Source organism: Pseudomonas sp. TMW22091 (assembly GCF_022496705.1).
Taxonomy (GTDB): Bacteria; Pseudomonadota; Gammaproteobacteria; order Pseudomonadales; family Pseudomonadaceae; genus Aquipseudomonas; species Aquipseudomonas saxonica.
On the sequence record NZ_SCFI01000001.1, the window covers coordinates 614,308 to 640,276 of the forward strand.

Annotated in this window: 24 protein-coding genes; 16 read left to right on the forward strand and 8 right to left on the reverse strand. The window is 57.6% G+C overall.

The annotated features are described in order from the left end of the window. The first annotated feature begins 315 nt into the window (after positions 1-315). The gene (locus EQV93_RS02830) at positions 316-795 is read left to right on the forward strand and encodes an Lrp/AsnC family transcriptional regulator (protein WP_122783243.1); all 480 of its coding nucleotides are present in this window, start codon (positions 316-318) and stop codon (positions 793-795) included. A gap of 185 nt (positions 796-980) precedes the next feature. After that, positions 981-1,190 carry a DUF2788 domain-containing protein gene (locus tag EQV93_RS02835; protein ID WP_240890832.1) on the forward strand — a complete coding sequence of 70 codons (210 nt, stop codon included), beginning with the start codon at positions 981-983 and terminating at the stop codon, positions 1,188-1,190. Here EQV93_RS02835 and EQV93_RS02840 read toward each other — a convergent pair. From EQV93_RS02840 to EQV93_RS02855, 4 genes are all read right to left on the reverse strand, one after another. Next, positions 1,185-1,751, reverse strand: a complete 567-nt coding sequence (locus tag EQV93_RS02840) for a pseudouridine synthase (protein ID WP_167654247.1) — start codon at positions 1,749-1,751, stop codon at positions 1,185-1,187. The genes EQV93_RS02835 and EQV93_RS02840 overlap by 6 nt on opposite strands. Positions 1,752-1,894: 143 nt before the next feature. After that, positions 1,895-3,367, reverse strand: a complete 1,473-nt coding sequence (gene amn, locus EQV93_RS02845; RefSeq protein WP_167654232.1) for an AMP nucleosidase — start codon at positions 3,365-3,367, stop codon at positions 1,895-1,897. Between the two features lie 76 nt (positions 3,368-3,443). Then, positions 3,444-5,093, reverse strand: coding sequence for an acyl-CoA dehydrogenase family protein (locus tag EQV93_RS02850; RefSeq protein ID WP_240890833.1), 1,650 nt, complete (start codon positions 5,091-5,093; stop codon positions 3,444-3,446). A 75-nt stretch (positions 5,094-5,168) separates the two neighbouring features. Then, positions 5,169-7,532 (reverse strand): hybrid sensor histidine kinase/response regulator, encoded by a 2,364-nt coding sequence (locus EQV93_RS02855; protein ID WP_240890834.1) that lies wholly within the window; start codon positions 7,530-7,532, stop codon positions 5,169-5,171. A 285-nt stretch (positions 7,533-7,817) separates the two neighbouring features. On the opposite strand from EQV93_RS02855, the gene EQV93_RS02860 reads away from it, so the two are divergent. From EQV93_RS02860 to EQV93_RS02875, 4 genes are all read left to right on the forward strand, one after another. Further along, the gene (locus tag EQV93_RS02860) at positions 7,818-8,615 is read left to right on the forward strand and encodes a hydroxymethylpyrimidine/phosphomethylpyrimidine kinase (RefSeq protein WP_240890835.1); all 798 of its coding nucleotides are present in this window, start codon (positions 7,818-7,820) and stop codon (positions 8,613-8,615) included. 17 nt (positions 8,616-8,632) lie between these two features. Continuing rightward, on the forward strand, positions 8,633-9,256 hold the full coding sequence (thiE, locus tag EQV93_RS02865) for a thiamine phosphate synthase (protein WP_122783207.1): 624 nt from the start codon (positions 8,633-8,635) through the stop codon (positions 9,254-9,256). A gap of 30 nt (positions 9,257-9,286) precedes the next feature. Beyond that, positions 9,287-10,570, forward strand: a complete 1,284-nt coding sequence (gene hemL / locus EQV93_RS02870; RefSeq protein WP_122783208.1) for a glutamate-1-semialdehyde 2,1-aminomutase — start codon at positions 9,287-9,289, stop codon at positions 10,568-10,570. 224 nt (positions 10,571-10,794) lie between these two features. After that, a complete protein-coding gene (locus EQV93_RS02875) occupies positions 10,795-11,343 on the forward strand; it encodes a tetratricopeptide repeat protein (RefSeq protein WP_146384414.1) in 549 nt (182 codons plus the stop codon). A gap of 35 nt (positions 11,344-11,378) precedes the next feature. On the opposite strand, the gene EQV93_RS02880 is transcribed toward EQV93_RS02875, so the two are convergent. Beyond that, the gene (locus EQV93_RS02880; RefSeq protein ID WP_122783210.1) at positions 11,379-11,705 is read right to left on the reverse strand and encodes a DUF1820 family protein; all 327 of its coding nucleotides are present in this window, start codon (positions 11,703-11,705) and stop codon (positions 11,379-11,381) included. A gap of 132 nt (positions 11,706-11,837) precedes the next feature. Between EQV93_RS02880 and miaB the strand changes: the two genes are divergently transcribed. The 5 genes from miaB (at position 11,838) to lnt (ending at position 17,263) form a co-directional block, all read left to right on the forward strand. Beyond that, positions 11,838-13,166 carry a tRNA (N6-isopentenyl adenosine(37)-C2)-methylthiotransferase MiaB gene (gene miaB / locus EQV93_RS02885; protein ID WP_122783211.1) on the forward strand — a complete coding sequence of 443 codons (1,329 nt, stop codon included), beginning with the start codon at positions 11,838-11,840 and terminating at the stop codon, positions 13,164-13,166. Positions 13,167-13,364: 198 nt separating this feature from the next. After that, positions 13,365-14,384 (forward strand): PhoH family protein, encoded by a 1,020-nt coding sequence (locus tag EQV93_RS02890; protein ID WP_122783212.1) that lies wholly within the window; start codon positions 13,365-13,367, stop codon positions 14,382-14,384. Further along, positions 14,377-14,835 carry an rRNA maturation RNase YbeY gene (ybeY, locus tag EQV93_RS02895; RefSeq protein ID WP_240890836.1) on the forward strand — a complete coding sequence of 153 codons (459 nt, stop codon included), beginning with the start codon at positions 14,377-14,379 and terminating at the stop codon, positions 14,833-14,835. Before EQV93_RS02890 ends, ybeY begins: the two co-directional genes overlap by 8 nt. A gap of 41 nt (positions 14,836-14,876) precedes the next feature. Then, positions 14,877-15,716 carry an HlyC/CorC family transporter gene (locus EQV93_RS02900; RefSeq protein WP_122783214.1) on the forward strand — a complete coding sequence of 280 codons (840 nt, stop codon included), beginning with the start codon at positions 14,877-14,879 and terminating at the stop codon, positions 15,714-15,716. A gap of 23 nt (positions 15,717-15,739) precedes the next feature. Beyond that, a complete protein-coding gene (gene lnt / locus EQV93_RS02905) occupies positions 15,740-17,263 on the forward strand; it encodes an apolipoprotein N-acyltransferase (RefSeq protein WP_240890837.1) in 1,524 nt (507 codons plus the stop codon). 199 nt (positions 17,264-17,462) lie between these two features. Here the strand turns inward: lnt and EQV93_RS02910 are convergent, their stop codons facing one another. Beyond that, positions 17,463-18,224 (reverse strand): YdcF family protein, encoded by a 762-nt coding sequence (locus EQV93_RS02910; protein ID WP_122783216.1) that lies wholly within the window; start codon positions 18,222-18,224, stop codon positions 17,463-17,465. A gap of 156 nt (positions 18,225-18,380) precedes the next feature. Continuing rightward, positions 18,381-18,668: a hypothetical protein gene (locus tag EQV93_RS02915; protein WP_122783217.1), complete on the reverse strand. Its 288-nt coding sequence runs from the start codon at positions 18,666-18,668 to the stop codon at positions 18,381-18,383. A gap of 236 nt (positions 18,669-18,904) precedes the next feature. On the opposite strand from EQV93_RS02915, the gene leuS reads away from it, so the two are divergent. The 5 genes from leuS (at position 18,905) to EQV93_RS02940 (ending at position 24,890) form a co-directional block, all read left to right on the forward strand. Continuing rightward, complete coding sequence (gene leuS / locus EQV93_RS02920) at positions 18,905-21,511, forward strand: leucine--tRNA ligase (RefSeq protein WP_240890838.1); 2,607 nt, start codon at positions 18,905-18,907, stop codon at positions 21,509-21,511. Between the two features lie 90 nt (positions 21,512-21,601). Next, the gene (locus EQV93_RS02925) at positions 21,602-22,207 is read left to right on the forward strand and encodes an LPS-assembly lipoprotein LptE (protein ID WP_146384425.1); all 606 of its coding nucleotides are present in this window, start codon (positions 21,602-21,604) and stop codon (positions 22,205-22,207) included. A gap of 43 nt (positions 22,208-22,250) precedes the next feature. Beyond that, the gene (gene holA / locus EQV93_RS02930) at positions 22,251-23,288 is read left to right on the forward strand and encodes a DNA polymerase III subunit delta (RefSeq protein WP_122783220.1); all 1,038 of its coding nucleotides are present in this window, start codon (positions 22,251-22,253) and stop codon (positions 23,286-23,288) included. Between the two features lie 88 nt (positions 23,289-23,376). Then, positions 23,377-23,526, forward strand: coding sequence for an alternative ribosome rescue factor ArfA (gene arfA / locus EQV93_RS02935; RefSeq protein WP_003444166.1), 150 nt, complete (start codon positions 23,377-23,379; stop codon positions 23,524-23,526). Positions 23,527-23,576: 50 nt separating this feature from the next. Next, the gene (locus EQV93_RS02940; RefSeq protein ID WP_240890839.1) at positions 23,577-24,890 is read left to right on the forward strand and encodes a lytic murein transglycosylase; all 1,314 of its coding nucleotides are present in this window, start codon (positions 23,577-23,579) and stop codon (positions 24,888-24,890) included. Between the two features lie 107 nt (positions 24,891-24,997). Here EQV93_RS02940 and EQV93_RS02945 read toward each other — a convergent pair whose 3' ends face one another. Further along, positions 24,998-25,969 carry a S66 peptidase family protein gene (locus EQV93_RS02945; protein WP_240890840.1) on the reverse strand — a complete coding sequence of 324 codons (972 nt, stop codon included), beginning with the start codon at positions 25,967-25,969 and terminating at the stop codon, positions 24,998-25,000.

The following is a 25,969-nucleotide window of genomic DNA, read 5'->3' on the forward strand; positions in this document are numbered from 1 at the left end:
AAAAAAAGGCGACCCGTCGGTCGCCTTTTGAATTTTTCGGTCCTGGCTCAACACTCGTGATGTTGGCTCACCTCACGCCGTCTTGTGGACAGTGTGTAGCCCGGGGGCCGGGGCAACCCGGTGGGGTTGGCGGCCGCGGCTGGCCTGATTCGGCGGGCCGCAGTGGACTCTATGTCCGGGCAGTGATTCTGGTGTTAAGAATAGGCTTTGGACGGCAGCAGAGGATTGCGAAGATTGCTGAATAAAACATTACTTGCGCAATTTTTGACTTAAGGTGGATACTTTCACGCAATAGTTATGGCAAAGGGTGTCTTCGTGAGCAAACTCGACCGATACGATCTGAGTATTTTGGCGGAATTACAGCGTGATGCGCGCATCTCTAATCAGGAACTGGCCGAACGTATTGGCCTGTCGCCGTCCCCGTGCTCTCGCCGGGTCAAGCAATTGGAGGACGACGGGTATATCTCGCGTCAGGTCGCGTTGCTGGACCGCAAGCTGCTGGGCTTGACGTTGACCGCCTATGTATTGATCGGCATGGATCGCCACACCCCAGAGCGCTTCGAGAATTTTGAAGCAGAGATCCGCACGTTACCGCAGGTACTGGAATGCAGCCTGGTGACCGGTATAGACGCGGACTATCAATTGAAAGTCGTGGTGCCGGACATGGACCACTATCAAAAACTGTTGCTGGGTCACCTGACCCGCATCGACGGCGTAACCAGCGTGCGCTCCAGTTTTGTGCTCAATCAGGTACTCAACAGTACCGAGTTGCCGTTGACCCATTTGCGCACGTGATGCCTGCTCATTTTCGTAGCAGCTGCCGGAGGCTGCGTCCGATGGCGAAGCCGTCGTAAAATCATGCACCTGGGCGTACCTGCAAGCCCGGGACTCTGCATTTACGATCGCTACGCAATCGGACGCAGCCTTCGGCAGCTGCTACGAGACCCGGCTTTCATGTTCCATAGCACTGGAGAACACCGATGGACCCGGCCCTGCTTGAAGAATGGATGATGACGATTCTGGTCAGCGTCCTGATTGTTTTTATGGCCTTTATCGTCTGGGATCTGGCGAAAAAGTCCAAGGCCGGGCGTTTTGGGTCATTTATCCTGTTTTTCGTGCTGGGCCTGGGCGTGGTGGCGTTCATCATCAAAAGCGTGGTGATCGGCCTGATCGAGTCGGGCGCGCTATAGCCGCGCCGGCACTTCCTTGTATTGGCCCTGATCCAGCCCCTCGATCGTCCAGTCGCCTATGCGCACCCGCACCAGTCGCAAGGTCGGCAAGCCGACCGCAGCCGTCATGCGCCGCACCTGGCGATTACGACCCTCGCGGATCACCAGTTCCAGCCATGATGTCGGCACGCTCTTGCGAAACCGCACAGGCGGGTTACGCGGCCATAGCTGGGGCTCTTCAAGGGCGCGCGCTTCGGCGGGCAAAGTCTTGCCATCATTGAGTTCGACACCATCACGCAGTTGTTGCAACTGCTCAGGCGTCGGTTCGCCCTCTACTTGCACCCAATACGTCTTGGGCAGTTTGTGCTTGGGGTCGGCAATACGAGCCTGTAACTGGCCATCATTGGTCAGCAACAACAAACCTTCACTGTCGCGGTCCAGGCGTCCGGCCGGGTAAATACCGGGGATGGGGATAAAATCCTTGAGCGTCGCCCGCCCGCCTTCATCGCTGAACTGGGTGAGTACATCGAACGGTTTGTTAAACAGAAATAACTTGGGATCAGACGGTGGGGCTTTGGCCACGCGGCGACCCACTGCACTCGCAGCAGGTTTTTTGGGCGCCGGACGGCGTGCAGGGGGATGGGCAGGACGGGACATGACAAAAGGACATCTAGCGATCAGGGCTCAATATGCTAGTGCCCTGATCGCCAAATGACCATCGTCTATCAGCGGAACGGTGGTTCGTCGAAACTACGCAGTTTGCGCGAATGCAGCGATGCCAGTTGCTTGCGCATCAATTCCACGGCAGCGATGCCGATTTTCAAATGCTGGTTCACCGCCCGCTCATAGAAAGCGTTGGCCGAACCCGGCAGTTTGATTTCACTGTGCAAGGGTTTGTCCGACACACACAACAACGTGCCATAAGGCACCCGCAAACGATAACCCTGCGCGGCAATGGTGCCGCTTTCCATGTCCACGGCCACTGCGCGGGACAGGTTGATCAGCGGTCGCTCCTGAGCCCAGCGCAGCTCCCAGTTGCGGTCGTCATAGGTCAGCACGGTACCGGTGCGCAGGCGTTTTTTCAGTTCATCGCCATGTTCGCCAGTGACTTGCGCCGCGGCTTCTTGCAGCGCCAGCTGAACTTCAGCCAAAGCCGGGATTGGAATGTTGGGCGGTACAACCCGGTCCAGAATCCCGTCGCGTCGCATGTAAGCGTGGGCCAATACGTAGTCGCCAATGGTCTGCGACTGACGCAGACCGCCACAGTGACCGATCATCAGCCAGCAATGCGGGCGCAATACCGCAAGGTGATCGGTGATGTTTTTCGCGTTGGACGGGCCGACGCCAATATTCACCAGCGTCACCCCATGACCATCGCTGGCCTGCAAGTGGTAAGCGGGCATTTGGTAACGGTGCCACACCACGCCGGCCGCAATCGCTTGGGCTTCGCCATAATCCATGGCCTTTTCGATCATCACATTGCCCGGCAATACCATGCGCACAAAACGCGGGTTATCGCGCAATTGCTCAAGGCCGTGCACGATGAACTGATCGACATAGCGGTGGTAGTTGGTCAGCAGAATCCACGGCTGAACATGGCGCCAGTCGCTGCCGGTGTAATGCACCAGACGACGTAGCGAAAAGTCGACGCGGGCCGCATCAAACAGCGCCAAGGGTAGCGGGTCGGTGTTTTCCCAATCGTACAGACCATCGGCAATGCCATCGGTGGCGGCCGACAAATCAGTACTGGGGAATACCCGCGCCAGCGCAGCGGCGGTCACACCTGAGCCGGCCAGCTCATCGCCCTGCTCGACCACGTAGGGATATGGAATGTCTTGCTGACTGACCCCCACTTCTACCTCGACGGTAAAATCGCGCATCAAGGGCACCAGCTGTTCCAGTAAATAATTACGGAAGGCCGCCGGATGTGTGACGGTTACGCTGTAGGTGCCGGGCAGTTGAACCTTGGCATAGGCGCGAGTCGTCGTCGGGACTTCGCCATTGATGCGGTAGGTTAGGCGCAGTTCCGGATAGCGAAACTGTGCGCGCTCCTCGGCGGTGGGCTCAAGCCGGTCTTTGAGATAACGCTTGAGCGCCTGGCTCAACGCCGTGGTTGCACGTTCGTGGAGGGCTGCGAGGCGATCGACGGCCTCTTCAGCGGTTGCAACGACAATAAAATCTTCAGTCACGATAAGCATCCTGTCTTCAGAACGGGCTGACCTTTATCTTGCCTGCATCGTTGCGCAAAGCACAGAGCGGTCTGGCGCGGGATTATCAAAACACCTGCGGTGTTGAGCGGGCAACGATAGCGGAGATATTCAGGCCACGGGGCAACAAGCCATACACCCGGCCGCTGCCGTGCAACCGGCTGGCAATGAACGCGTCACTGATATCGCTGTTGCCCGCTTCCAGCAATAATTTTGCCTGCAAGCCCAATGCGATGTCCTCGGTCAATTGCCGCGCACGGTACTGAACATCCTCAGTGTCTTTAAAGGCTTGCTTCAAGGTGCGGATATGTTTGGCCAAACGTACATCGCCATGGCCATCCCCCAACTCGGCAAACAAGGCGTCAAGCACACCGGGTTCTTTGGACAAGGCCCGCAATACGTCAAGGCACTGCACATTGCCAGAACCCTCCCAGGTCGAGTTGACCGGCGCCTCGCGATAAAGACGCGGCAGAATGCTGTCTTCCACATACCCCGCGCCACCCATGCACTCGGCGGCTTCATTGATCATGGCCGGAGCCCGTTTGCAGATCCAGTATTTGCCCACGGCCGTTACCAGCCGCGCGAACTTGGCCTCTTGGGCGTCATCCAAATGATCCAGCGCTCGCCCCATACGCAGACTCAAGGCCAGGGCAGCTTCGCTTTCAAGGGCCAGATCGGCGATCACGTTTTGCATCAACGGCTGCTCAGCCAGCACCCGGCCGCCGACCAGGCGATGAGCGCAGTGATGGCTGGCCTGGGTCAGCGCCTGACGCATCAAGGCGCTGGAACCCACCATGCAATCGAAGCGGGTCATGGCGACCATTTCAATAATCGTCGGTACTCCGCGTCCTTCTTCGCCCATCATCCACGCCAGCGCCCCACGAAACTCGACCTCACTGGAAGCGTTTGAGCTGTTGCCCAGCTTGTTTTTCAGTCGCTGGATGTAGAACTCGTTACGGCTGCCATCTGGACGATGGCGCGGCAGCAAGAAACAGCTCAGGCCTTTATCGGTCTGCGCCAACGTCAGAAATCCATCGCACATGGGGGCCGAACAAAACCACTTGTGCCCCAGCAACTCATACGCCTGCCCCGGCCCGCTGGCACCCACAGGGTAGGCACGCGTGGTATTGGCCCGCACATCCGTACCGCCTTGTTTTTCGGTCATGGCCATGCCCAGGGTCACACCGGCTTTTTGACTGATGTCGACGTTGCGCGGGTCGTACTGGGTCGCCAGCACTTTAGGCAGCCACAGTTGGGCAATGTCTGGTTGCAACCGCAGGGCCGGAACGCTGGCAAAGGTCATGGTCAGGGGGCAGCCACTGCCAGCCTCGGCCTGCGAGTGCAAATAGGTCATGCAGGCACGGGCCACATGGGCGCCGGGTTTAGGGTCGACCCAGGGCAAGGACGGTAAACCGTGCTCAATCGCCGTACGCATCAACTCGTGATAGGCCGGATGAAACTCCACCAGATCAATGCGATGGCCAAAACGGTCATGGCTGACAAAAACGGGCTTGTTTTCATTGGCCAGAAACCCCGCAGCCATCAAGGGCCCGCCTGCCAATGCGCCGTAGTGATCAATGCGGGCCTGCGCCCAACCTGCCCCGAAATGCTGGCCCCACTGCTGCAAGGGCAGGTCGATGCGGTACAGGTTGGCACCGTCCAGAGACGGCGGTTGATTGGTGACCTGATGGGTTTCGGCGAATTGATGCAGGTTCATGGCGCTGGCTCCTGAGTTCAATGAACCCAGTGAAGCACGCGTGGCCGCCACCACAAGGGGCATAAGCGCCTAACGTTAGGCGCTTATGCCATCCTGCCCCATCAATAACCGCTGCTCAAGCGTACGCTGGACCTCTTCAAAACGCAGGGGCTTGATCCAGTAGTCGCTAATGCCATCGACCTGTTCGCGCACCTGCTGTGCGTGCGCCTGAGAGTCAAATATCGCCATCACAGGCAGCTGCGCGCAGTCTGCCAAGCTAAATAGCTGCCTGCCTCCCGACGTCTGCGCAACAGGATTAACCGGGCAGCCGACGATCACGGCATCAACGTGTTCGCGACGTAAAGCAGTCACTGCCGCCTCGCCGCTGTCGACGTTAATCAGTCGATAGCCCAATTTGAGCAGCATGCCACGCAGTACCCTGCAATCGGCGCTGTTATCTTCCACCAGTAAAATCACACAATCTTGCGGGTCTCTTGTCGCGACCTCGCTCGGCAGCTCGACAGGCGAATCCAGTAGCAGCAGCAGTTGGAACTCAGACCCCTTGCTCGGCTGTGATTGATGCGTGAGCTGGCCGCCCAACAACTCCACCAAACGTCGACAAATCGCCAGACCGATTCCCAACCCGCCGTAGCTTCGGGTCATGGAACCATCGACCTGAAAGAAGTGCTGATACAGCTCACCCTGCTCCTGATGAACAAAACCAATGCCGCTGTCGATCACATTAAAGGTCAGCGCCCAGCGACCGGCCTCTTCAGAGGTCTTGCCCGTCACCCGCAAAATCACATCACCTACGCTGGTGAATTTAATCGCGTTCTCCAACAGACACTCCAGGCATTGACGAATCTTGTCTGAATCCCCTACCCATTGATCAGGCAGGTTGCTCGCGACTTCATACGAAAATTCCAGCCCTTTAGTGTGTGCCAATGGGGCGAACTGAATGTTCAAACTCTGCACCAGACTCTTCAAACTAAAAGGCTGAGAGCGCACGATCAGCCGCCCGGCCTGCAGCTCGGTCAGGGACAGAATGCCATTGACCATGTGCATCATTTCTCGGGCCGAGCCTTCAGCCGTTTGCGTATAGAGCTCCAGCTCCGGGGTTAAATCCAGGGTCTTGATCAACTCTATTGACCCCAGCACGCCATTCATGGGCGTACGCAATTCATGGGTCACCGTGGACAGGAATTCGTCCTTGAGCTTGTTGGTACGCGCCAACTGCTGGTTCATGGCGGCCAGCTGTTGCCCGGACTCTTGCAGCGTACGCGCCTGCAAGTCGCGCATCGCATTGATCCGGTCAGCCAGCGCCAACGACAGTAAGCCCACTTCAATGGCTGCGCCGATCTGGCTGGAGTACATGGTCAAGAACACGTTAGGCAGGTAGCCGAGCACCATGAGTGTGTTGATCAACCCACCCAGCAAGAAAGCCGACCAGGCAATCACAAAATAACGAGCCACCCGCAGGCCGCGTGCCCAGGCAACGATACCTGCGGTAAAGATAGTGACGATAAAGGCCAGCGCCAGCCCGGTGGCCAAACGTAACGACACGGCATAGCTCGTCGACAATGCGAGCACCATCACTAGCACCCCCACCGCCATCAGGGCCTTCAATGCCCAATCAAGCTTGCGGCTATGGGTGGCCGTTTGCAAAAACGTGCGGGCAAACTGGCAACCAAAAAAGGCTGCCGAACCGATCAGAAACGGCGTGGACGCATTGGCCCACCACGGATTGTTCGGCCAGAAATACTGCACTGCGGCGCCATTGACCGACAGTTGGTACAACCCGAAAGAGGCGATATAAAAGATGTAATAGAGGTAGCTGGTGTCACGTACGCTGAGGTAAATAAACAGGTTGTAAACCAACATCCCCAGCAACACGCCGTAAATCAGACCCAATATATAAATCCTGACGGGCTGATTTTCGAGGTAGGCCTGTGCCGACCACAAGGTAATCGGCGCCTGTATCGACCCTTGGCTGGCCAGCCGCAAATACACCGTCTGAGGCTGCCCCGGGATGAAGTTAAGCTCGAACAGGTAGTTGTTTTCTTTGATGTCGCGGCTGTCGAAAGGCAGGGAGTCGCCCGTTCGGGCAGCCAGCCGATAATTGCCAGATGCGTCCGGGGTATACAGATCAATTTGGTCCATTGGCGGGTACGCCAACTCCAGCAACCAAGTGCGATGAGTGTCTGGATTCTGCGGCTGATAACGCAAATCCAGCTTGATCCAGAAGGCCGAGTGGGAATAACCGGCATTCAAGGTGTCTTTATCAAGAGGCTTGAAGAGCTCGTCGTGGCCGATGACATCTGCCAGCTTCGCCGTACCACCCGAATCTTCAAAGACTTGCATCAGTCGGCCCAAGGGCAGGCTCTGTGTGGTTTCGTCAAAATCCACTGCGCTGGCCAGCATCGGCAGCCAGCCCAACAACATCATCAGCAAATAGCGCATACAGCCCCAACGTGGCAGCCTGGCAGTATGGGTAATCCGCTCATTCCCTTTGAGACCCACTTACCAGACAACCTGTTATTAATTTGCGGTCACTTTAACATAGCCGGTAGTGGCAAATATGCATCACTCTAATATTCTCCTCAAAGGCTCTAGATCGGGCATTGCAGCGAGATTTAAGCGCATACCGCATAGTGGCAAAATGCCCACGAACGAATGCTCACGCGCGGCACTTCAGCCATCGGGGAACGCGCCCGAAAAAACCGTTTGGTGGTAAGCTCGCGCACCATGAATATCTACAGTTCTCGCCCCGTTGTCCTCTGTCTCTCCGGCCATGACCCCAGTGGGGGTGCCGGCTTGCAGGCAGATATCGAAGCCTTGCTGGCTCAAGGCTGTCACGCCGCTCCGGTAATAACCGCCCTGACTGTGCAAAACACGGTCAATGTCAGCGATTTCCGCGTGCTGGATCGCGAGTGGGTATTGGCGCAAGCCGATGCCGTACTCACCGACTCCTGCGTTGCGGCCGTCAAGCTGGGCATGCTCGGCTCACTGGAAATGGTCGACACTGTCGTCCAATTGCTGCAGGCCAACCCGCATCTGCCGATGGTCTGCGACCCGGTACTGCGCGCAGGCGGCGGAGGACGCCTGGGCAAGGACGAAGTGGGTTTCGCCATGCGCGAGCGCCTGCTGCCCTTGGCCACTATTGCCACCCCCAATTTGCCCGAAGCCCGCATCCTCGCCGAACTGCCCGACGGCAGTGCCGATGAGTGCGCTGAAAAGCTCCTGCCTTTTTGCCAACATCTATTGATCACCGGCGGCCACGGTGACGAACACGAAGTTCACAACCGCTTGTACAGCCGCGACGGCAGTCGCCACACGTTCACCTGCTATCGCTTGCCCGGCAGTTACCACGGCTCAGGTTGCACACTGGCCAGTACGTTGGCCGGCCGGCTGGCCATCGGTGAGAACTTGGTCAGCGCCGTCGAAACAGCGCTCAACTACACGTGGCGCACCTTGCGCGATGCCGAGCAACTGGGCCAAGGACAATTTGTGCCCCGTCGCTTGCCACTGGATTTCTGTTCGTAACGCGAGAGGCTCGATCTATGACCTTGCGAGGCCTGTACGCAATCACTGATAGCCAGCTGCTTGCTGGCAAACTGCTTGCCTATGTCGAGGCGGCCCTTGATGGCGGTCTAACCCTGTTGCAGTACCGCGATAAAAGCAGCGATGACGCCCGTCGACTCCGCGAAGCTGAGGCTCTGCGCGATTTGTGCGCGCGTTACAACACCCGGCTGATCATCAATGATGATGCCGAGCTGGCAGCCCGGCTGGGCGTCGGCGTGCACCTTGGCCAGACAGATGGCCCGTTGACCCCTGCCCGCGCACTGCTTGGCCCAAAAGCGATCATCGGTTCGACCTGTCACAGTCAGGTTGATCTGGCCGAGCAAGCTGCCAAAGAAGGGGCAAGCTATGTCGCCTTTGGGCGCTTCTTTAATTCCAGCACCAAACCCGGCGCCCCGACCGCGACCCTGGACGTGCTCGACCAGGCTCGATCGCAGCTTAAACTGCCAATTTGTGTGATCGGCGGTATCACCCTCGAAAATGCCGCGCCACTGGTCGCCCACGGCGCCGATTTACTGGCCGTAGTGCATGGCCTCTTTGGTGCTGACAGCGCTCAGGAAGTGACTCGCCGTGCCAAGGCATTCAACCAATTGCTGGCTATTTAATACCGAATCCTGATTCAGAGAGAGCCCATCATGTCTCGTTCCGAAACCTTGTTTGCCAATGCCCAGAAACACATCCCCGGTGGCGTCAACTCGCCCGTTCGCGCGTTTAAAAGCGTGGGTGGTACACCGCTGTTCTTCAAGCACGCCGAAGGCGCTTACGTCACCGACGAAGACGACAAACGCTATGTAGATTATGTCGGCTCATGGGGCCCGATGATTCTGGGCCACAGCCATCCGGATGTACTGGACGCTGTGCGTGCGCAACTGGAGCACGGCCTGTCGTACGGTGCTCCAACCGCCATGGAAACCGAGATGGCCGATCTGGTGTGCTCGATTGTGCCGTCCATGGAAATGGTCCGCATGGTCAGTTCCGGCACCGAAGCCACCATGAGCGCCATCCGCCTGGCACGTGGCTTTACCGGCCGCGACAACATCCTCAAGTTTGAAGGCTGCTACCACGGCCACTCCGACAGCTTGTTGGTCAAAGCCGGTTCTGGAGCGCTGACCCAGGGCGTTCCAAGCTCAGGGGGTGTACCTGCCGATTTCGCCAAACACACTTTGACCACCACCTTTAACGACCTCGACGCCGTTGAAAAACTGCTGAATGAAGTGGGCGACACCGTGGCCTGCATCATCGTTGAGCCGGTCGCGGGCAACATGAATTGCGTACCGCCAGCACCGGGCTTTCTGCAAGGCCTGCGCAGCCTCTGCGACAAACATGGCGCGGTACTGATTTTTGACGAAGTGATGACGGGCTTCCGTGTCGCACTGGGCGGTGCTCAAGCGCACTACGGTGTGACACCTGACCTGAGCACATTTGGCAAAATCATCGGCGGCGGCATGCCAGTCGGCTGCTTCGGCGGTAAACGCGAAATCATGCAGCACATCGCTCCGCTGGGCCCGGTTTATCAGGCAGGCACCCTCTCTGGTAACCCACTGGCCATGGCTGCCGGCCTGACCACCTTGCGCTTGATCAGCCGCCCGGGCTTTCATGCCGAGCTGAGCGACTACACCACGCGCCTGCTCGACGGCCTGCAACAACGCGCCGATGCGGCCGGCATCCCATTTGTCACCACCCAGGCCGGTGGCATGTTCGGCCTGTATTTCAGCGGCGCCGATGACATCGTCACCTTTGACGATGTCATGGCCAGCGATGCAGACCTGTTCAAGCGCTTCTTCCACCTGATGCTGGAAGGCGGCGTGTACTTGGCGCCTAGCGCCTTTGAAGCGGGTTTCACCTCAATTGCCCACGGTGACACCGAGCTGAAACTGACTCTCGACGCTGCCGAGCGTGCCTTCGCCGCGCTGAAATAAGTCATGAAACCGGCAAGGGCTTACGTCCTTGCCGGCTTTTTAGGCAGGTAATGGCTGATTCAATTACGCCACCCGTCCAAAATCGTCTTAAATCAACGGATATCGCGGTCAGGCAGCAGAAAAACGAGTAAAGACTTTGTAAGGTTGCCTCTGCTTATTTCATAATGCGCGCCTATAGACCCCTTGGTTGTACTTGCCCATCTTTCAGAGGTACGTCGAATCTCATGAACCGCACCGGCCGCGCCCTTGCACTGGGCTGCCTGTTGCTCCTGCAGCCGCTGCTTGTCCAGGCTGGCGGTAACTCGTTGTTGATTCCGGCAATGGGTCGCTGCACCCTCGATACACAGCCAGAAAACCTGGCTGAGGCGCTTGCCGCCTGCGAAGCAGCCGCCAAAACCGGGGATGCAGAAGCTGAATACGAGTTGGGCGAGTTCTATTACGACGGCAAAAATACTCCTCGCGACCTCAATAAAGCATTGAGCTACTTCGAGCAGGCTTCCCTGCAGGGTCACGCCATGGCCCAGTACCAGCTCGGCACCATGTTCTTCAAGGGCGAAGGTGTACCGGCCAATAACATTCAGGCGTATATCGTATTGAAGATGGCGGCCGTCAATGGCGCCGAAGAGGCACTGGACACAGCCGATCAGGTGGCAGAGCAAATGCCCCGCGACCAGCTCGAAACCGCGACCCAGGTGCTGGGACAGATTTTCCGCAAATACCTGCTGGAACTGCAATCAGCCGACGGACGCTCGCCGTTTTCGCCGCTGCCTTGAGCCACCACTAGGCCGCGCCACCGCTTGCAACTGCGCTATTTCTCCGGCATCGGAAACGGAAACGGCATCACATTGCTGACGCCGCGGGCTTCGCTGATTTTCGGAGTGCCCAGCCGCTCCACTTCGTCGATGCGCACAATCGAGTGCATCGGCACAAAACTGCGTACCACGCCTTCAAATTGAGCTTTGAGCTTTTCTTCGCTCGGGTCGACGACCATTTGCGTGCGCTCACCGAAGACGAATTCCTCCACTTCCAGAAACCCCCACAGATCACTTTGATAGATCTGCTTGGCGTACATCTCGAACACCTGGCCCTGATTAAGGAAAATCACCTTGTAGATTGGAGCGTCACGTTTGGTCATGGTGGGCGGGTAAACATCTGAGGATATAAAAGAGGGCGCGAACTATAGCATAGCCACCAGACGCACAACGCTAGGAAGCAAAGGCCATGCCCCCTATAATGCGCGGTTCTTTGAATCACTTGATGAACACCCATGGCCAAGAAGCTTTACATCGAAACCCACGGCTGCCAGATGAACGAGTACGACAGCTCACGCATGGTCGACCTGCTGGGTGAACATCAAGCCCTGGAAGTCACGGCGCGCGCTGAAGACGCGGATGTCATCCTGCTTAATACCTGCTCAATCCGCGAACGTGCGCAAGACCGTGTGTATTCGCAATTGGGTCGCTGGCGCGAACTGAAACTGGCCAATCCGGACATGGTCATTGCCGTTGGCGGTTGTGTTGCCAGTCAGGAAGGCGCCGCCATCCGCGACCGCGCACCCTACGTTGACGTGGTATTCGGCCCGCAAACCCTGCACCGCCTGCCCGAAATGATCGACGCGGCCCGTATCACCAAGCTGCCGCAAGTCGACGTCTCGTTCCCTGAAATCGAAAAATTCGACCACCTGCCAGAACCTCGCATCGACGGCCCTAGTGCTTACGTCTCAGTGATGGAAGGGTGCAGCAAGTACTGCACGTTCTGCGTCGTACCGTATACGCGAGGCGAAGAAGTCAGCCGCCCATTCGACGACGTGCTGGCAGAAGTGTTTCACCTGGCTGAAAACGGTGTACGTGAAGTCACGTTGCTGGGACAGAACGTCAACGGCTATCGCGGCCTGACCGAAGACGGTCGTTTGGCCGATCTGGCCGAATTGATTCGCGTGGTGGCGGCCATCGACGGGATCGAGCGCATTCGTTACACCACCTCACACCCGCTGGAGTTCTCCGACAGCCTGATCCAGGCACACGCCGAGGTGCCTGAGCTGGTGAAGCACCTGCATTTGCCGGTGCAGTCCGGGTCGGATCGCATTTTGTCGGCCATGAAGCGCAACCACACAGCCCTGGAGTACAAATCCAAGCTGCGCAAACTGCGTGCGGCCGTGCCGGGTATTTGCATCAGTTCTGACTTTATTGTCGGCTTCCCGGGCGAGACTGAAAAAGACTTCGAGCAGACCATGAAGCTGATTGAAGACGTCGGTTTCGACTTCTCCTATTCATTTGTGTACAGCCAGCGGCCGGGCACGCCCGCTGCCGACCTGGCAGACGACACCCCGGAAGAGCGCAAGAAAGAACGCCTCAACGCGCTGCAACACCGTCTCAATCAGCAAGGCTTTGAGATCAGCCGACAAATGGTGGGCTCCACTCAGCGGATTCTGGTCACCGATTACTCGAAAAAAGACCCGGGCGAATTGCAAGGTCGAACCGAAAACAACCGCATCGTCAACTTCCGCTGCGACAACCCGCAGTTGATCGGCCAGTTTGCCGACGTGCACATCGATGCGGCGCAACCGCACTCGTTGCGGGGTTCATTGCTCAATTGACCTGTTGGCGCTGGCGAAGGCTGCGATAAGATCCGCCAGCATCTTCGGCCCTGAAAAGCGTGCGTCCACTGCGTGGACGTTCGCAGCCTGCGGCAGCGACTACAGGTTTTACGTCGCCTCAGTAAGTCCTTTCGCCCATGACCTGCTAGCGTTATCCTTCAATTCATCTTAATTGCCTAAGGGCGGCTAAATACGACCTTGAACGCACCCATCGAACCACATCGTTTTCTTCTCGAGCCGTTTGAGGCTCGCCGTTTCGCCAATCTGTGCGGGCAATTCGACGAGCACTTACGCCTGATCGAACAACGCCTGACGATCGTAATCCGCAATCGCGGTAATCAATTCGAGCTCATTGGCGACCCCAAACTAACGTCTTCCGCAGAAATCCTGCTGCGCCGTCTGTACCGCGAAACACAAGCTTCTGAGCTTTCGCCGGACATGGTGCACCTGTTCCTGCAAGAATCTGCCGTAGAAGACCTCGCCAGTAACCCGGTGGCTGAAGCCAGCGTGTCGTTGCGTACCAAAAAGGGCATGATTCGCCCTCGCGGTATTAATCAGCAGCGCTACGTCAAAGAAATTCTGGGTAACGACATCAACTTCGGCATTGGCCCAGCCGGTACGGGTAAAACCTATCTGGCCGTGGCCTGCGCCGTCGATGCCCTGGAGCGCGAGCAAATCCGCCGCATCCTGCTGGTGCGTCCTGCGGTTGAAGCGGGCGAGAAGCTGGGGTTTCTTCCGGGTGACCTGTCGCAAAAAATCGATCCGTACCTGCGCCCGCTATACGACGCCTTGTACGAAATGCTGGGCTTCGAGTATGTCGCCAAGCTGATCGAGCGCCAGATCATCGAAGTGGCACCGCTGGCCTATATGCGCGGGCGCACATTGAACAACAGCTTCATTATTCTCGACGAAAGCCAGAACACCACCGTCGAGCAAATGAAGATGTTCCTGACCCGTATCGGGTTTGGTTCTACAGCCGTGATTACAGGTGACATCACCCAGGTCGACCTGCCAAAGGGCACAAAATCAGGGCTTAATCACGTCATCGAAGTGTTGAAGGATGTGCCCGGCATCAGTTTCACCCACTTCCAGTCCAAAGACGTCGTGCGTCACCCATTGGTGCAACGCATCGTAGAAGCCTACGGGCGCTATGAACAGGAAGCCGCAGACAAGCTCGCTGCACTGCCTGCTGCCAAGGATTACCGCAAAGATGCTTGAGCTTGACCTGCAACTGGCGACAGACGCCACTGCCCCCACCGAAGCCCAGTTCCGCCAATGGTGTGAACTGGCCTTGCGCCAGCGCACGGCTGATTCAGAAATGACCATTCGTCTAGTAGACGAAGCTGAAGGCCGTGAGCTAAATCACACGTGGCGGCAGAAAGATTACGCCACCAACGTGCTGTCCTTCCCGGCTGACGTGCCTGATGAATTTCTCGATATCCCGTTATTGGGCGATCTGGTGATTTGCGTGGCCGTGGTCGAACGCGAGGCAGCCGAACAGGGCAAAGCACTGGACGCTCACTGGGCTCACCTGGTGATCCACGGTTGCTTGCATCTTCTGGGTTACGACCATATAGAAGATGAAGAAGCCGAAGAGATGGAAGCGCTGGAACGAACGTTGCTTGCCGAATTGGGTCATCCAGACCCGTACGCTGACGACGACATTTAATAACACCCACTGAAACAACCAAGGGATACGAGTAAATCGCTATGAGCGAAGACCGATCGAGCAACGGGCAAAAGTCATGGTTAGGTAAGCTGACCCAGGCCTTTGCCCATGAGCCGAAAAACCGCCAGGAGCTGCTTGAGCTGCTGCGCGAAGCACATCAGAACAAACTGTTGGACAGCGAAGCGCTGGCCATCGTCGAAGGCGCCATTCAAGTGGCTGACCTGCAAGTACGGGACATCATGGTTCCGCGCTCGCAGATGATCAGCATCAAGGCGACCCAGACACCCCGCGAATTCCTCCCGGCGATCATCGATGCTGCGCACTCGCGCTATCCGGTGATCGGGGAAAGTCATGATGACGTCCTGGGCGTCCTCTTGGCGAAAGACCTGTTGCCGCTGATCCTTCAAGAGAACGGCGACAAATTCAACATCAAGGACTTGCTGCGTCCGGCTACTTTCGTCCCTGAATCCAAGCGCCTGAATGTGTTGCTGCGTGAGTTTCGTGCCAACCACAACCACATGGCCATCGTGATCGACGAATACGGCGGCGTGGCCGGGCTGGTGACCATCGAAGACGTTCTTGAACAGATCGTCGGCGATATCGAAGACGAACACGACGTTGAAGAAGACAGCTACATCAAGCCGCTGCCCAGCGGAGATTTCCTGATCAAAGCCCTGACCCCTATCGAGAACTTCAACGAGTTCTTCGACAGTGAATTCTCCGACGATGAGTTCGATACCGTTGGCGGTCTGGTCATGAGCGCGTTCGGGCACCTGCCAAAGCGCAACGAAGTCACTGAAATCGGGCCTTATCGCTTCCGCATCCTCAATGCTGACAGCCGCCGAATTCACTTGATTCGACTGACGCCTATTACCCGCTGAACCTCTCAACACCAAGGAATGAAATGCGCTGGATAACCTCCCCCGGCTGGCCCGGTAACCTGCTGGCCGTGGTAGCCGGCGCACTGACTACCTTGGCGTTGGCGCCTTTCGATATATGGCCACTGGCACTGGTTGCCTTGGCCATGTTCTACCTGGGGTTGCGCGAACTGTCGCCAAAGCAGGCGCTGGGCCGGGGCTGGTGCTTCGGCTTTGGCCTGTTCGGTGCCGGTACCAGTTGGATTTACTACAGCATCCATAATTTTGGCGGCGCCTCCGTGCTCTTGGCCGGTTTGTTGATGCTGGCCTTCACCGCAGCAATCGCCTGGTTCTTTGCCCTGCCCGCCTGGGTCTGGGCGCGCTGGATTCGGCGCAACGAAGCCCCCCTGGCAGACACATTGGCGTTTGCGGCTCTGTGGGTCGCTCAGGAGATGTTCCGAGGTTGGTTCCTCACGGGTTTCCCTTGGCTTTACTCGGGTTACAGCCAGCTTGACGGCCCCCTGGCCGGTCTCGCACCGCTGGGCGGCATGTGGCTGATTTCGTTCACCCTCGCATTGACCGCAGCCCTGCTGTGTAACCTGCCTCGCTTGATCAAGGCCAAACGCAAAGCCTTTATATTCGCAAGCGCGGTGTTACTGATTGGCCCTTGGTGCGTCGGCATGGCCCTCAAGCACCACGCATGGACTAGCCCTTCGGGCGATCCTCTGAGCGTGGCCGCTATTCAGGGCAACATTGAACAAAGCATGAAATGGGACCCGGCGCAGCTCAATGCTCAGTTGGCGCTGTACCGCGACATGACATTGAGCTCCAAGCGCGTCGACCTGATCATCTGGCCAGAGACCGCGATTCCGATACTGAAAGAAAATGCTGAAGGGTTTCTGAGCATGATGAGCCGGTTTGCGGCTGATCGAAACTCAGCGTTGATTACCGGCGTGCCGATACGCCAGGACGTGCACCATGTGTCGCGCTACTTCAACGGCATCACGGCGGTCGGTGAGGCGGATGGCAATTACCTTAAACAGAAACTGGTGCCATTTGGCGAGTACGTGCCCTTGCAGGATGTGTTGCGGGGACTGATCGCGTTCTTTGACCTGCCCATGTCAGACTTTGCCCGCGGGCCGGCTGACCAGGCCATGTTGCAAGCCAAGGGCTATCAGATTGCCCCGCTGATTTGTTATGAGGTGGTCTACCCCGACTTCGTGGCCGGCCTTGCGGCTCAGAGCGATATTTTGCTGACCATCAGTAACGACACCTGGTTTGGCACTTCGATTGGCCCGTTGCAACACTTGCAGATGGCGCAGATGCGCGCACTGGAAGCGGGACGCTGGATGATCCGGGCAACCAACAACGGCGTTACGGCGCTGATTGATCCCTATGGGCAGATCACCACGCAAATACCGCAGTTCGAACGCGCGATCATGTATGGCGAAGTGGTGCCCATGCATGAGCTGACACCGTACCTGCAATGGCGGTCTTGGCCTCTGGCCATTCTGTGCTGCTTGTTGATCGGTTGGGCGCTGGTGACCAGCCGGATTGCCAAGACGCTTTAGCTGTGTGAGCCAAATGCCCTCACCCCAACCCTCTCCCAGAGGGAGAGGGCGTTTAATTGCGGTGATTCTGAATCCATGTACGGTCAGTCCTCTCTCCCCGAGAGAGAGGAGCAGATTGGCGGTGATGCTTGGACTTGCCCACCGACAGTCCCCTCTCCCTCCGGGAGAGGGGTAGGGTGAGGGGCTTTTGATTCTCAATTCATCGGTAAATAAACCGATAAGCTACCTGCCCAACAGCCTCATTAAGCAACAGACCCGACTGCCAGATCGCCGAATATTCCGGCATCCAGCCTCCAAACGGTCGCGCGTTGTCTGCGCTCAAAAAACCCACTGGCGCAGGCACCACTTCGAATCCAGCCTGTTGGAAGCTCCACACCGAGCGCGGCATATGCCAGGCCTGGGTGACCACGACCACACGCCTGATCCCCTGAGGCACTAGCACCCCAGCCGTCATTTGTGCGTTTTCCCAAGTCGTGCGGCTTTGCTCTTCCTTCCAGCGCACGGTCACGCCAAAGTCATCACGCAGCGAATCGGACATGATTTGGGCCTCGCTCGGCGGTGCGCCATGGTCCAGACCACCGCTGGTCAACACCGGCAGTCCCGATGCCTTTGCCAATCTGGCCGCATAACGCAAGCGCTCCAGTCCGAGCGTCGTGGGCTGATCGCTGCCCCACGCCGGATCAACCCGTTCGCGCCCCGCCCCCAACACTACAATCGCATCCGCGCGCGCAGCCAGCGTTGACCATTCACTTTGCGCTAGCGCGGGTTCGCGCTCGATTGAGCGGGCTGCCCACTGCACCACCACCGGCAAACACATGAGCCATAAACAACCCACAGCTGCCGCAAACAGGGCACAGGCTATACGTGGCCGCGAATCCTTCAGCCACCAGGCAAGTGCCAGTAGCAGCAAAAAAAGGCCAGGCGGCAAGAGAAGGTGTTTAACAACATATCGAATAGGCATCGAGCATCTCCATAGATGCCCGAAGCCTAAGGGGGCTGACTGGACTCATCAACAGGGCAGGCCACAATTGAACCCTCACGCCTGTTGCATCAACCCGGGAAGTACACGCTGGTGTACGATTTTGAACAAGGGTGCGATTTGAATGGTCACTCACCCTTACTTTCCCTGCACCCTGTCTTTCAGCCAGATGACCTTGGCCTTATAGGGGGTTTGTTGCGCACTCACACTGCTTTTGGGGCGTACATCAGCCTCACGCCCCATCCGGTTCAAATACACATTGATCAACTCTAACTCGGCACGACTCAAACCACGCAATTCCAAATCGACAGGCTGCTCATTACGCAATTGCACTGCCGTACTTGCTGAATCAAGAGCCACACTCAAACGATCAATCAGCCGCTCGTACACCTGGGTTTTTATAACGGTTCGTTGCGTTTCTGGCATCCGTCCACCTCACTCTAAGAAACTGTATCCTCCCCCCCAGATAGCTTAGCTGTGGTTCTAAAACCGGTCAGGTACTGCGACCAACGGAGTCATGAGGTAATCAAGGTTTCCCTCGATAGAGTGGGGTCATGTATGCTACGGGACTTCCTGTAACCCCTGCTCCAACCTGACCGGGCGCGCAAACGCCTGAGTATGTTGAAGAGGATTAGGCCACCCTTTATTCAGTACAAGTAGCCATGCACGAACAATATCAGCCCCGTGAAATAGAAGCCGCCGCCCAATCATTCTGGGACAACCAAAAGTCCTTCGAAGTCAGCGAAGATCCAGGCAAAGAAACCTATTACTGCCTATCGATGTTCCCGTACCCAAGCGGCAAGCTACACATGGGGCATGTGCGCAACTACACCATTGGCGACGTGATCTCCCGCTACCAGCGCATGCTCGGTAAAAACGTTCTGCAACCCATGGGTTGGGATGCGTTCGGCATGCCGGCAGAAAACGCCGCAATGAAAAACAAGGTCGCCCCTGCCAAGTGGACCTACGAAAACATCGCCTACATGAAAACCCAACTGCGCAGCCTCGGGCTGGCCGTTGACTGGTCGCGTGAAGTCACCACCTGCAAGCCGGATTACTACCGCTGGGAACAATGGCTGTTCACTCGCCTGTTCGAAAAAGGCGTGATCTACCGCAAGAACGGCACGGTGAACTGGGACCCGGTTGACCAGACCGTTCTGGCCAACGAACAAGTGATCGACGGTCGCGGCTGGCGTTCGGGCGCAGTGATCGAAAAGCGCGAAATTCCGATGTACTACTTCAAGATCACTGCTTACGCAGATGAATTGCTTGAAGGCCTCGACGACATGCCCGGCTGGCCGGAGCAGGTCAAGACCATGCAGCGCAACTGGATTGGCAAATCCCGCGGCATGGAAGTGCAATTCCCTTACGATCAAGCCTCGATCGGTGAAGCCGGTGCACTCAAGGTGTTCACCACCCGTCCCGACACGCTGATGGGCGCGACCTACGTTGCCGTGGCTGCCGAGCACCCACTGGCCACACTGGCGGCGCAAGGCAACCCTGAGCTGCAAGCTTTTATCGCTGAATGCAAAGGCGGCAGCGTTGCAGAAGCCGATATGGCGACCCAAGAGAAAAAGGGCCTGCCTACACCGTTGTTCGTACTTCACCCGTTGACCGGCGAAAAGCTTCCGGTATGGGTCGCCAACTACGTGTTGATGCATTACGGCGATGGCGCCGTCATGGCAGTACCGGCACACGACGAACGCGATTTCGAATTTGCCACAAAGTACGACTTGCCTGTCAAAACCGTCGTACGCACCAGTGCTGGCGACGAAACCCCGGCCCCGTGGCAAGACGCTTATAACGAACATGGCGTGCTGATCAATTCCGGCGAGTTTGACGGTCTGGACTTCCAGGCGGCTTTCGACGCCATCGAAGCCGCTCTGACTGCCAAAGGCCTTGGTCAGTCGCGCACCCAGTTCCGCCTGCGCGACTGGGGCATCAGCCGTCAGCGCTACTGGGGTTGCCCGATCCCGATCGTACACTGCGATACCTGCGGTGACGTTCCGGTGCCGGAAGACCAATTGCCTGTCGTGCTGCCAGAAGATGTCGTACCCGACGGCGCTGGTTCGCCATTGGCTCGCATGCCTGAGTTCTACGAATGCAGCTGCCCTAAATGTGGCGCCCCGGCCAAACGCGAAACCGACACGATGGACACCTTCGTCGAGTCCTCGTGGTACTACGCCCGTTACGCCTCGCCGCACTATGAAGGCGGCCTGGTTGAAAAATCGGCGGCTGACCACTGGTTGCCGGTTGATCAATACATCGGCGGCATTGAACACGCGATCCTGCACCTGCTGTACGCGCGCTTCTTCCATAAACTGATGCGCGACGAAGGCCTGGTCAGCTCCAATGAGCCGTTCAAGAACCTGCTCACTCAGGGCATGGTGATTGCCGAGACGTACTTCCGCACGCTGGACAACGGCGGCAAGGATTACTTCAACCCGGACGACGTTGAAATCGAACGTGATGCCAAGGCCAAAATCATCGGCGCCAAGCTGAAGAGTGACGGCCTGCCTGTCGAAATCGGCGGCACGCAGAAGATGTCCAAGTCGCTGAATAACGGCGTCGACCCGCAATACATGATTGAACAATACGGCGCTGACACCTGCCGCCTGTTCATGATGTTTGCTTCGCCACCTGACGCGAGCCTGGAATGGTCCGACTCAGGGGTTGAAGGCTCGCACCGCTTCCTCAAGCGCGTATGGCGTCTGGCTTACAACCACGTTGGCCAGGGCCTGCCCGGCGCACTGGACATCGCCAGCCTCAATGACGAGCAAAAAGTTGTTCGCCGTGCAATCCATCATGCAATCAAGCAAGCCAGCCAGGACGTCGGCCTTCATCACAAATTCAACACGGCCGTTGCTCAGGTCATGACCGTGATGAACGTGCTCGAAAAAGCCCCGCAGGCCACCGAGCAGGATCGCGCCTTGTTGCAAGAAGGCCTGGAGACCGTTGCACTGATTCTGGCGCCGATCACGCCGCACATCAGCCATGACCTGTGGAACCAGTTGGGCCATGCCGGTGCCATCATCGACGCAGCGTGGCCAACACTCGACGAAAGCGCGCTGGTTCAAGACACCCTGCAACTGGTTATTCAAGTCAACGGCAAACTGCGCGGTCAGATCGACATGCCAGCCGGTGCCAGCCGTGAAGAGATTGAAGCGGCTGCCCGCATCAATGAAAACGTGCTCCGGTTTACCGAAGGCCTGACGATTCGCAAAGTGATCGTGGTGCCGGGCAAACTGGTCAACATCGTCGCCAGCTAAACAGGAACAGGCACCTGCAATGAATGCAGGTGCCCATTAAAGCCTTCAGGGCCGCATCGTCGGCCTATCCGGTTTCAAGGGGAGCTACACATGATCAAACGCAATTTGCTGGTGATGGGTCTCGCTGTTCTGTTGAGCGCCTGCGGCTTTCAGCTGCGCGGTACCGGCACCAATCAACTGAGCATCACCGAGCTTGATGTGACTGCGCGCAATGCCTACGGCGATACCGTTCGCCAACTGCGTCAGGTATTGGAAAATAGCGGCGTCAAAATCACCGCCAGCGCACCTTACAAACTGGTACTGACCAGCGAGCAGGAATCCCAGCGCGCGGCCACTTACACAGGCGTCGGCGGCACAGTTGAGTATCAATTGACCAACGTCTTGAACTACGAGATCGAAGGCCAGAACCACCTGCCTTTGCTCAGCAACAAAATCGAAGTTCATAAAATGTACTTGCAGGACACCAGCAACATCACAGGTTCTGATCAAGAAGCGGCCATGGCCAAGCAGGAAATGCGTCGCGAAGTCGTACAGCAGATGGTGCTGCGCCTTGAACAGCTGACGCCTGAGAAACTGGCCGAACTGCAAAAACTGGCTGATGAACGGGCTCAAGCCGAAGCTGCCGCTATTGAAGCGGCCCGCAAGGCTCAAGAAGAAACCCCTCAGCAGTCGCCACTCGAACTGCAAGACCAGTAAGGCATACGGGGCGCGCAAGCGCCCCGTCATCTATCAAGCCCCTATGAAACTCGCCCCCGCCCAACTTGCCAAACATCTGCAAGGCAGCCTTGCTCCGGTTTACATCGTCAGCGGTGATGATCCGTTGCTCTGCCAGGAAGCTGCAGATGCCATACGCAGCGCTGCCCGCCAACAGGGTTTCGATGAACGCCAGGTATTCAGTGCCGACGCCAGTTTTGACTGGGGTTCACTGTTGCAAGCTGGCGCGAGCATGTCGCTGTTTGCCGAAAAACGCCTGCTGGAACTGCGCCTGCCGTCGGGCAAGCCTGGTGACAAAGGTGCTGCGGCACTGATCGAGTATTGCTCGCGTCCGGCCGAAGACACCCTGCTGTTGATCAGCCTCCCCAAGCTTGACGGCAGCGCCCAAAAAACCAAATGGGGCAAAGCACTGGTTGAAGGCTCACATACCCAGTTCATTCAGATCTGGCCAGTGGACGCCAACCAGTTGCCGCAATGGATTCGCCAGCGCTTGTCACAGGCCGGCCTGACAGCCAGCCATGATGCCGTCGAGTTGATTGCTGCCCGGGTTGAAGGCAATTTGCTGGCCGCCGCACAAGAAGTCGAAAAGCTCAAACTGATGGCCGAAGAAGGCCAGATCACGGTTGAAACCGTGCAAGCGGCGGTGGCCGACAGTGCGCGCTTTGATGTGTTCGGCCTGGTCGATGCGGTGCTCAACGGTGAGGCCGCGCACGCTCTGCGTATGCTCGAAGGCCTGCGAGGTGAAGGGGTCGAACCGCCGGTCATCTTGTGGGCGCTGGCACGAGAACTACGGGTACTGGCCAATATTGCACTGCAATACAGTCAGGGCATCCCGCTGGACAAAGCGTTCAGCCAGGCCAGACCGCCGGTATGGGACAAGCGCAAACCGTTGATGAGCAAAGCCTTGCAGCGCTATTCGGCGCAGCGCTGGGCCCAATTGCTAATGGATGCACAGCGTATTGATGCCCAAATCAAAGGGCAGGCGGCGGGTTCCGCCTGGAGCAGTCTGAGCCGATTGACCTTATTAATGTGTGGGCAACGCCTGAACCTGCCAGCAGAGTGACCTTAAGCCGCGCCTAACCTGACACTGGACAACCCAAAAAAACTGGCCGATGATTTGCGCTTGTTCAAACCATGCGAGAGTCACTGCCATGAGCAAACGCCCCAACAAGGCCAAATCCATCGTCGCACAGCCCTTGTTCCGCAGCCGCCAGGAACGCCCCGCCAAAGGCAAAGGCAGCTATCGCCGCGAAGCCTTCCAGTCGAGAGACCGGGAGGCTTTTTACTTTCTGGCTGCCTGACAGCGGGAATGATAAGGTCTGTACCTGATTTGCATTACCTGGACCTGAGCATGCCCTTAAGCCATAAACGTGGTTGGCCGATGCGCCAACTGATTGCATCATTCAGCGCCATTCTTTTAGTCGCCTGCGCCGAAAAACCGACCGCGGCCGATGCTCAACCGTTGCCTGTAACGCCTGCCGCACCAGTGGTTACCACAGGTACACCCAACACAGACATGCCTGTCATTACGCCCGAGCAGAGCTTTAGCGAGTGGCAAGCCAAGTTCCGCGTACAGGCGCTTAACGCTGGTATCACCCCGCAGGTATTCGACAGCGCCTTTGCCGGCATTACCCCCGACATGAGCGTGATCAAGGCTGACCGCAGCCAGCCCGAGTTCAGCCGCCCAGTCTGGGAATACCTAGACGGCGCCCTTTCGCCTTTACGTGTACGAAATGGCAAACGCTTGCTGGAAGAAAACGCTGAGCTGCTGACCCGAATCGAGCAACGTTATGGCGTTGACCGTCAGGCGCTGGTCTCGGTCTGGGGCATGGAAAGCAACTTCGGGACCTTCCAGGGCAACAATTCGGTCATCCGCTCTTTGGCGACGCTGGCTTATGAAGGTCGTCGTCCGGAGTTCGCGCAGAGCCAATTGATTGCAGCGCTGAAGATCATTCAGGAAGGCGACGTAACGCCCGAGAAAATGCGCGGTTCCTGGGCCGGCGCGATGGGCCAGACCCAATTCATACCCACGACCTATGAAACCCACGCCGTGGATTTTGATGGTGATGGCCGCCGGGATATCTGGAACAGCTCGGCAGACGCTCTGGCCTCCACTGCTCACTACTTGCAGAGTTCTGGCTGGAAGCAAGGACAGCCGTGGGGCTTTGAAGTCACATTGCCTGAAGGCTTTGACTATGTTCTGGCCGATGGTGCCGTGCGTAAAAGTGTCAGTGAATGGCAGAAACTGGGCGTAACACTGCCTGCAGGCAAAACTCTACCTGATGGAACTGAAGCGCTGACGGCCACCTTACTGCTGCCGGCCGGTTACCGGGGGCCAGCGTTTTTGGTGCTGGATAACTTCCGCGCCATCCTTCGATACAACAATTCATCGTCCTACGCACTGGCGGTAGGTTTGTTGTCTGAGCGTTTTGGGGGTGGTGGTACTATTTTGGGCGACTGGCCCAAAGATGATCGCCCGCTAAGTCGTACTGAACGCGTTGAGTTGCAAACCCTGCTGAACCAACGCAACTACGATGCCGGCAACCCGGACGGCATAATCGGCGCCAATACCCGTAAAGCGATTCGCAGTGCGCAGCAGGCATTAGGGTGGCCGGCAGACGGTTATCCGTCACATAAGCTGCTGGAAAGTTTGCGCAGTCAGTAAGCACCCTCACCCCAGCCCTCTCCCAAAGGGAGAGGGAGCTCGATGGGTGGCGTCGCGCAAATTTGCTTTTGCTTTTGCTTTTAGTCCCCTCTCCCTCTGGGAGAGGGTTAGGGAGAGGGGCTTTTGATTCTGGCGGTATCAACCACCGCCTGCTCAAGCATCAGTTGCTGTTCATCCGCATCCAGGCGCACCAGAGCACCCATCGGCAACGTCAGGTTGGGATCACAGTGCCCGCTGCGCCAGCCAGACAAAATCGGAACGCCCAACGGCCCCAATTCCTGTGTGAGCAAACGCTCCAGCGCCAACCCATCAACCCCGGCAACATCCCCAACCAATACCCCACGAACCCGTTCGAGTTTGCCGGCCAATCGTAACTGCGTGAGCAACCGATCAACCCGGTACAGCGGCTCGTTCACATCTTCGATAAACAGGATGATGTCGTCCGAATCCAGCTCAAATGCCGTGCCCATAGCGGCACATATCATCGACAGATTGCCGCCCAGCAGTCGGCCACTGGCCGAACCCGGTGCCAGGGTAGTCAGCGGATACGCGCAAGGGTGCTCCAACACTGCACCTTGCTGCCCCGTGAGCATACGCAGCAGTGAAGATTGAGTCGGCTCTTGTTTACCACCCAACAGATCCGCATTCAGCATTGCCCCGTGAAAGGTCACAAAGCCTGCGTAACGGGTGATCGCCAGATGCAGTGCGGTGATGTCGCTGTAGCCCACAAAAGGCTTGGGATGGCGGCGTAGAAGCTCAAAATCGATACCGTCCAGCAAGCGAGGACTGCCGTAGCCGCCGCGCAGGCAAAAGATGGCATCAATGCTGTCGTCGGCAAAGGCCGCGTGCAGATCACGCAAACGCACGGCGTCTGAACCGGCCAGATAGCCGTCTTTCTCCCACACACCGTCAAACACCCGCAGCGAGTAGCCGTGGGCGTTCACCCATTGGGTGGCGCGTTCAAGATCAAGTTCAGCGGGACCTGCCGGGGCAATCAGGCCGATCACCCCGCCAGCGGGAAGCGCGGGTACCGCGCTGTGAACCTTGTACGTCACGGGCGCGGTAAGCCGGCTGTTCAT

Coding starts and splice junctions, on each gene's coding strand:
- EQV93_RS02925 (WP_146384425.1), top strand. CDS start 21,602: ATGATCAAACGCAATTTGCTGGTGATGGGTCTCGCTGTTCTGTTGAGC.
- EQV93_RS02880 (WP_122783210.1), bottom strand. CDS start 11,705: ATGACCAAACGTGACGCTCCAATCTACAAGGTGATTTTCCTTAATCAG.
- EQV93_RS02875 (WP_146384414.1), top strand. CDS start 10,795: ATGAACCGCACCGGCCGCGCCCTTGCACTGGGCTGCCTGTTGCTCCTG.
- EQV93_RS02910 (WP_122783216.1), bottom strand. CDS start 18,224: ATGCCTATTCGATATGTTGTTAAACACCTTCTCTTGCCGCCTGGCCTT.
- EQV93_RS02860 (WP_240890835.1), top strand. CDS start 7,818: ATGAATATCTACAGTTCTCGCCCCGTTGTCCTCTGTCTCTCCGGCCAT.
- miaB (WP_122783211.1), top strand. CDS start 11,838: ATGGCCAAGAAGCTTTACATCGAAACCCACGGCTGCCAGATGAACGAG.
- EQV93_RS02855 (WP_240890834.1), bottom strand. CDS start 7,532: ATGCGCTATTTGCTGATGATGTTGTTGGGCTGGCTGCCGATGCTGGCC.
- ybeY (WP_240890836.1), top strand. CDS start 14,377: ATGCTTGAGCTTGACCTGCAACTGGCGACAGACGCCACTGCCCCCACC.
- EQV93_RS02900 (WP_122783214.1), top strand. CDS start 14,877: ATGAGCGAAGACCGATCGAGCAACGGGCAAAAGTCATGGTTAGGTAAG.
- arfA (WP_003444166.1), top strand. CDS start 23,377: ATGAGCAAACGCCCCAACAAGGCCAAATCCATCGTCGCACAGCCCTTG.
- EQV93_RS02945 (WP_240890840.1), bottom strand. CDS start 25,969: ATGAACAGCCGGCTTACCGCGCCCGTGACGTACAAGGTTCACAGCGCG.
- EQV93_RS02940 (WP_240890839.1), top strand. CDS start 23,577: ATGCCCTTAAGCCATAAACGTGGTTGGCCGATGCGCCAACTGATTGCA.
- EQV93_RS02835 (WP_240890832.1), top strand. CDS start 981: ATGGACCCGGCCCTGCTTGAAGAATGGATGATGACGATTCTGGTCAGC.
- hemL (WP_122783208.1), top strand. CDS start 9,287: ATGTCTCGTTCCGAAACCTTGTTTGCCAATGCCCAGAAACACATCCCC.
- holA (WP_122783220.1), top strand. CDS start 22,251: ATGAAACTCGCCCCCGCCCAACTTGCCAAACATCTGCAAGGCAGCCTT.
- EQV93_RS02915 (WP_122783217.1), bottom strand. CDS start 18,668: ATGCCAGAAACGCAACGAACCGTTATAAAAACCCAGGTGTACGAGCGG.
- amn (WP_167654232.1), bottom strand. CDS start 3,367: ATGCTTATCGTGACTGAAGATTTTATTGTCGTTGCAACCGCTGAAGAG.
- leuS (WP_240890838.1), top strand. CDS start 18,905: ATGCACGAACAATATCAGCCCCGTGAAATAGAAGCCGCCGCCCAATCA.
- lnt (WP_240890837.1), top strand. CDS start 15,740: ATGCGCTGGATAACCTCCCCCGGCTGGCCCGGTAACCTGCTGGCCGTG.
- thiE (WP_122783207.1), top strand. CDS start 8,633: ATGACCTTGCGAGGCCTGTACGCAATCACTGATAGCCAGCTGCTTGCT.
- EQV93_RS02850 (WP_240890833.1), bottom strand. CDS start 5,093: ATGAACCTGCATCAATTCGCCGAAACCCATCAGGTCACCAATCAACCG.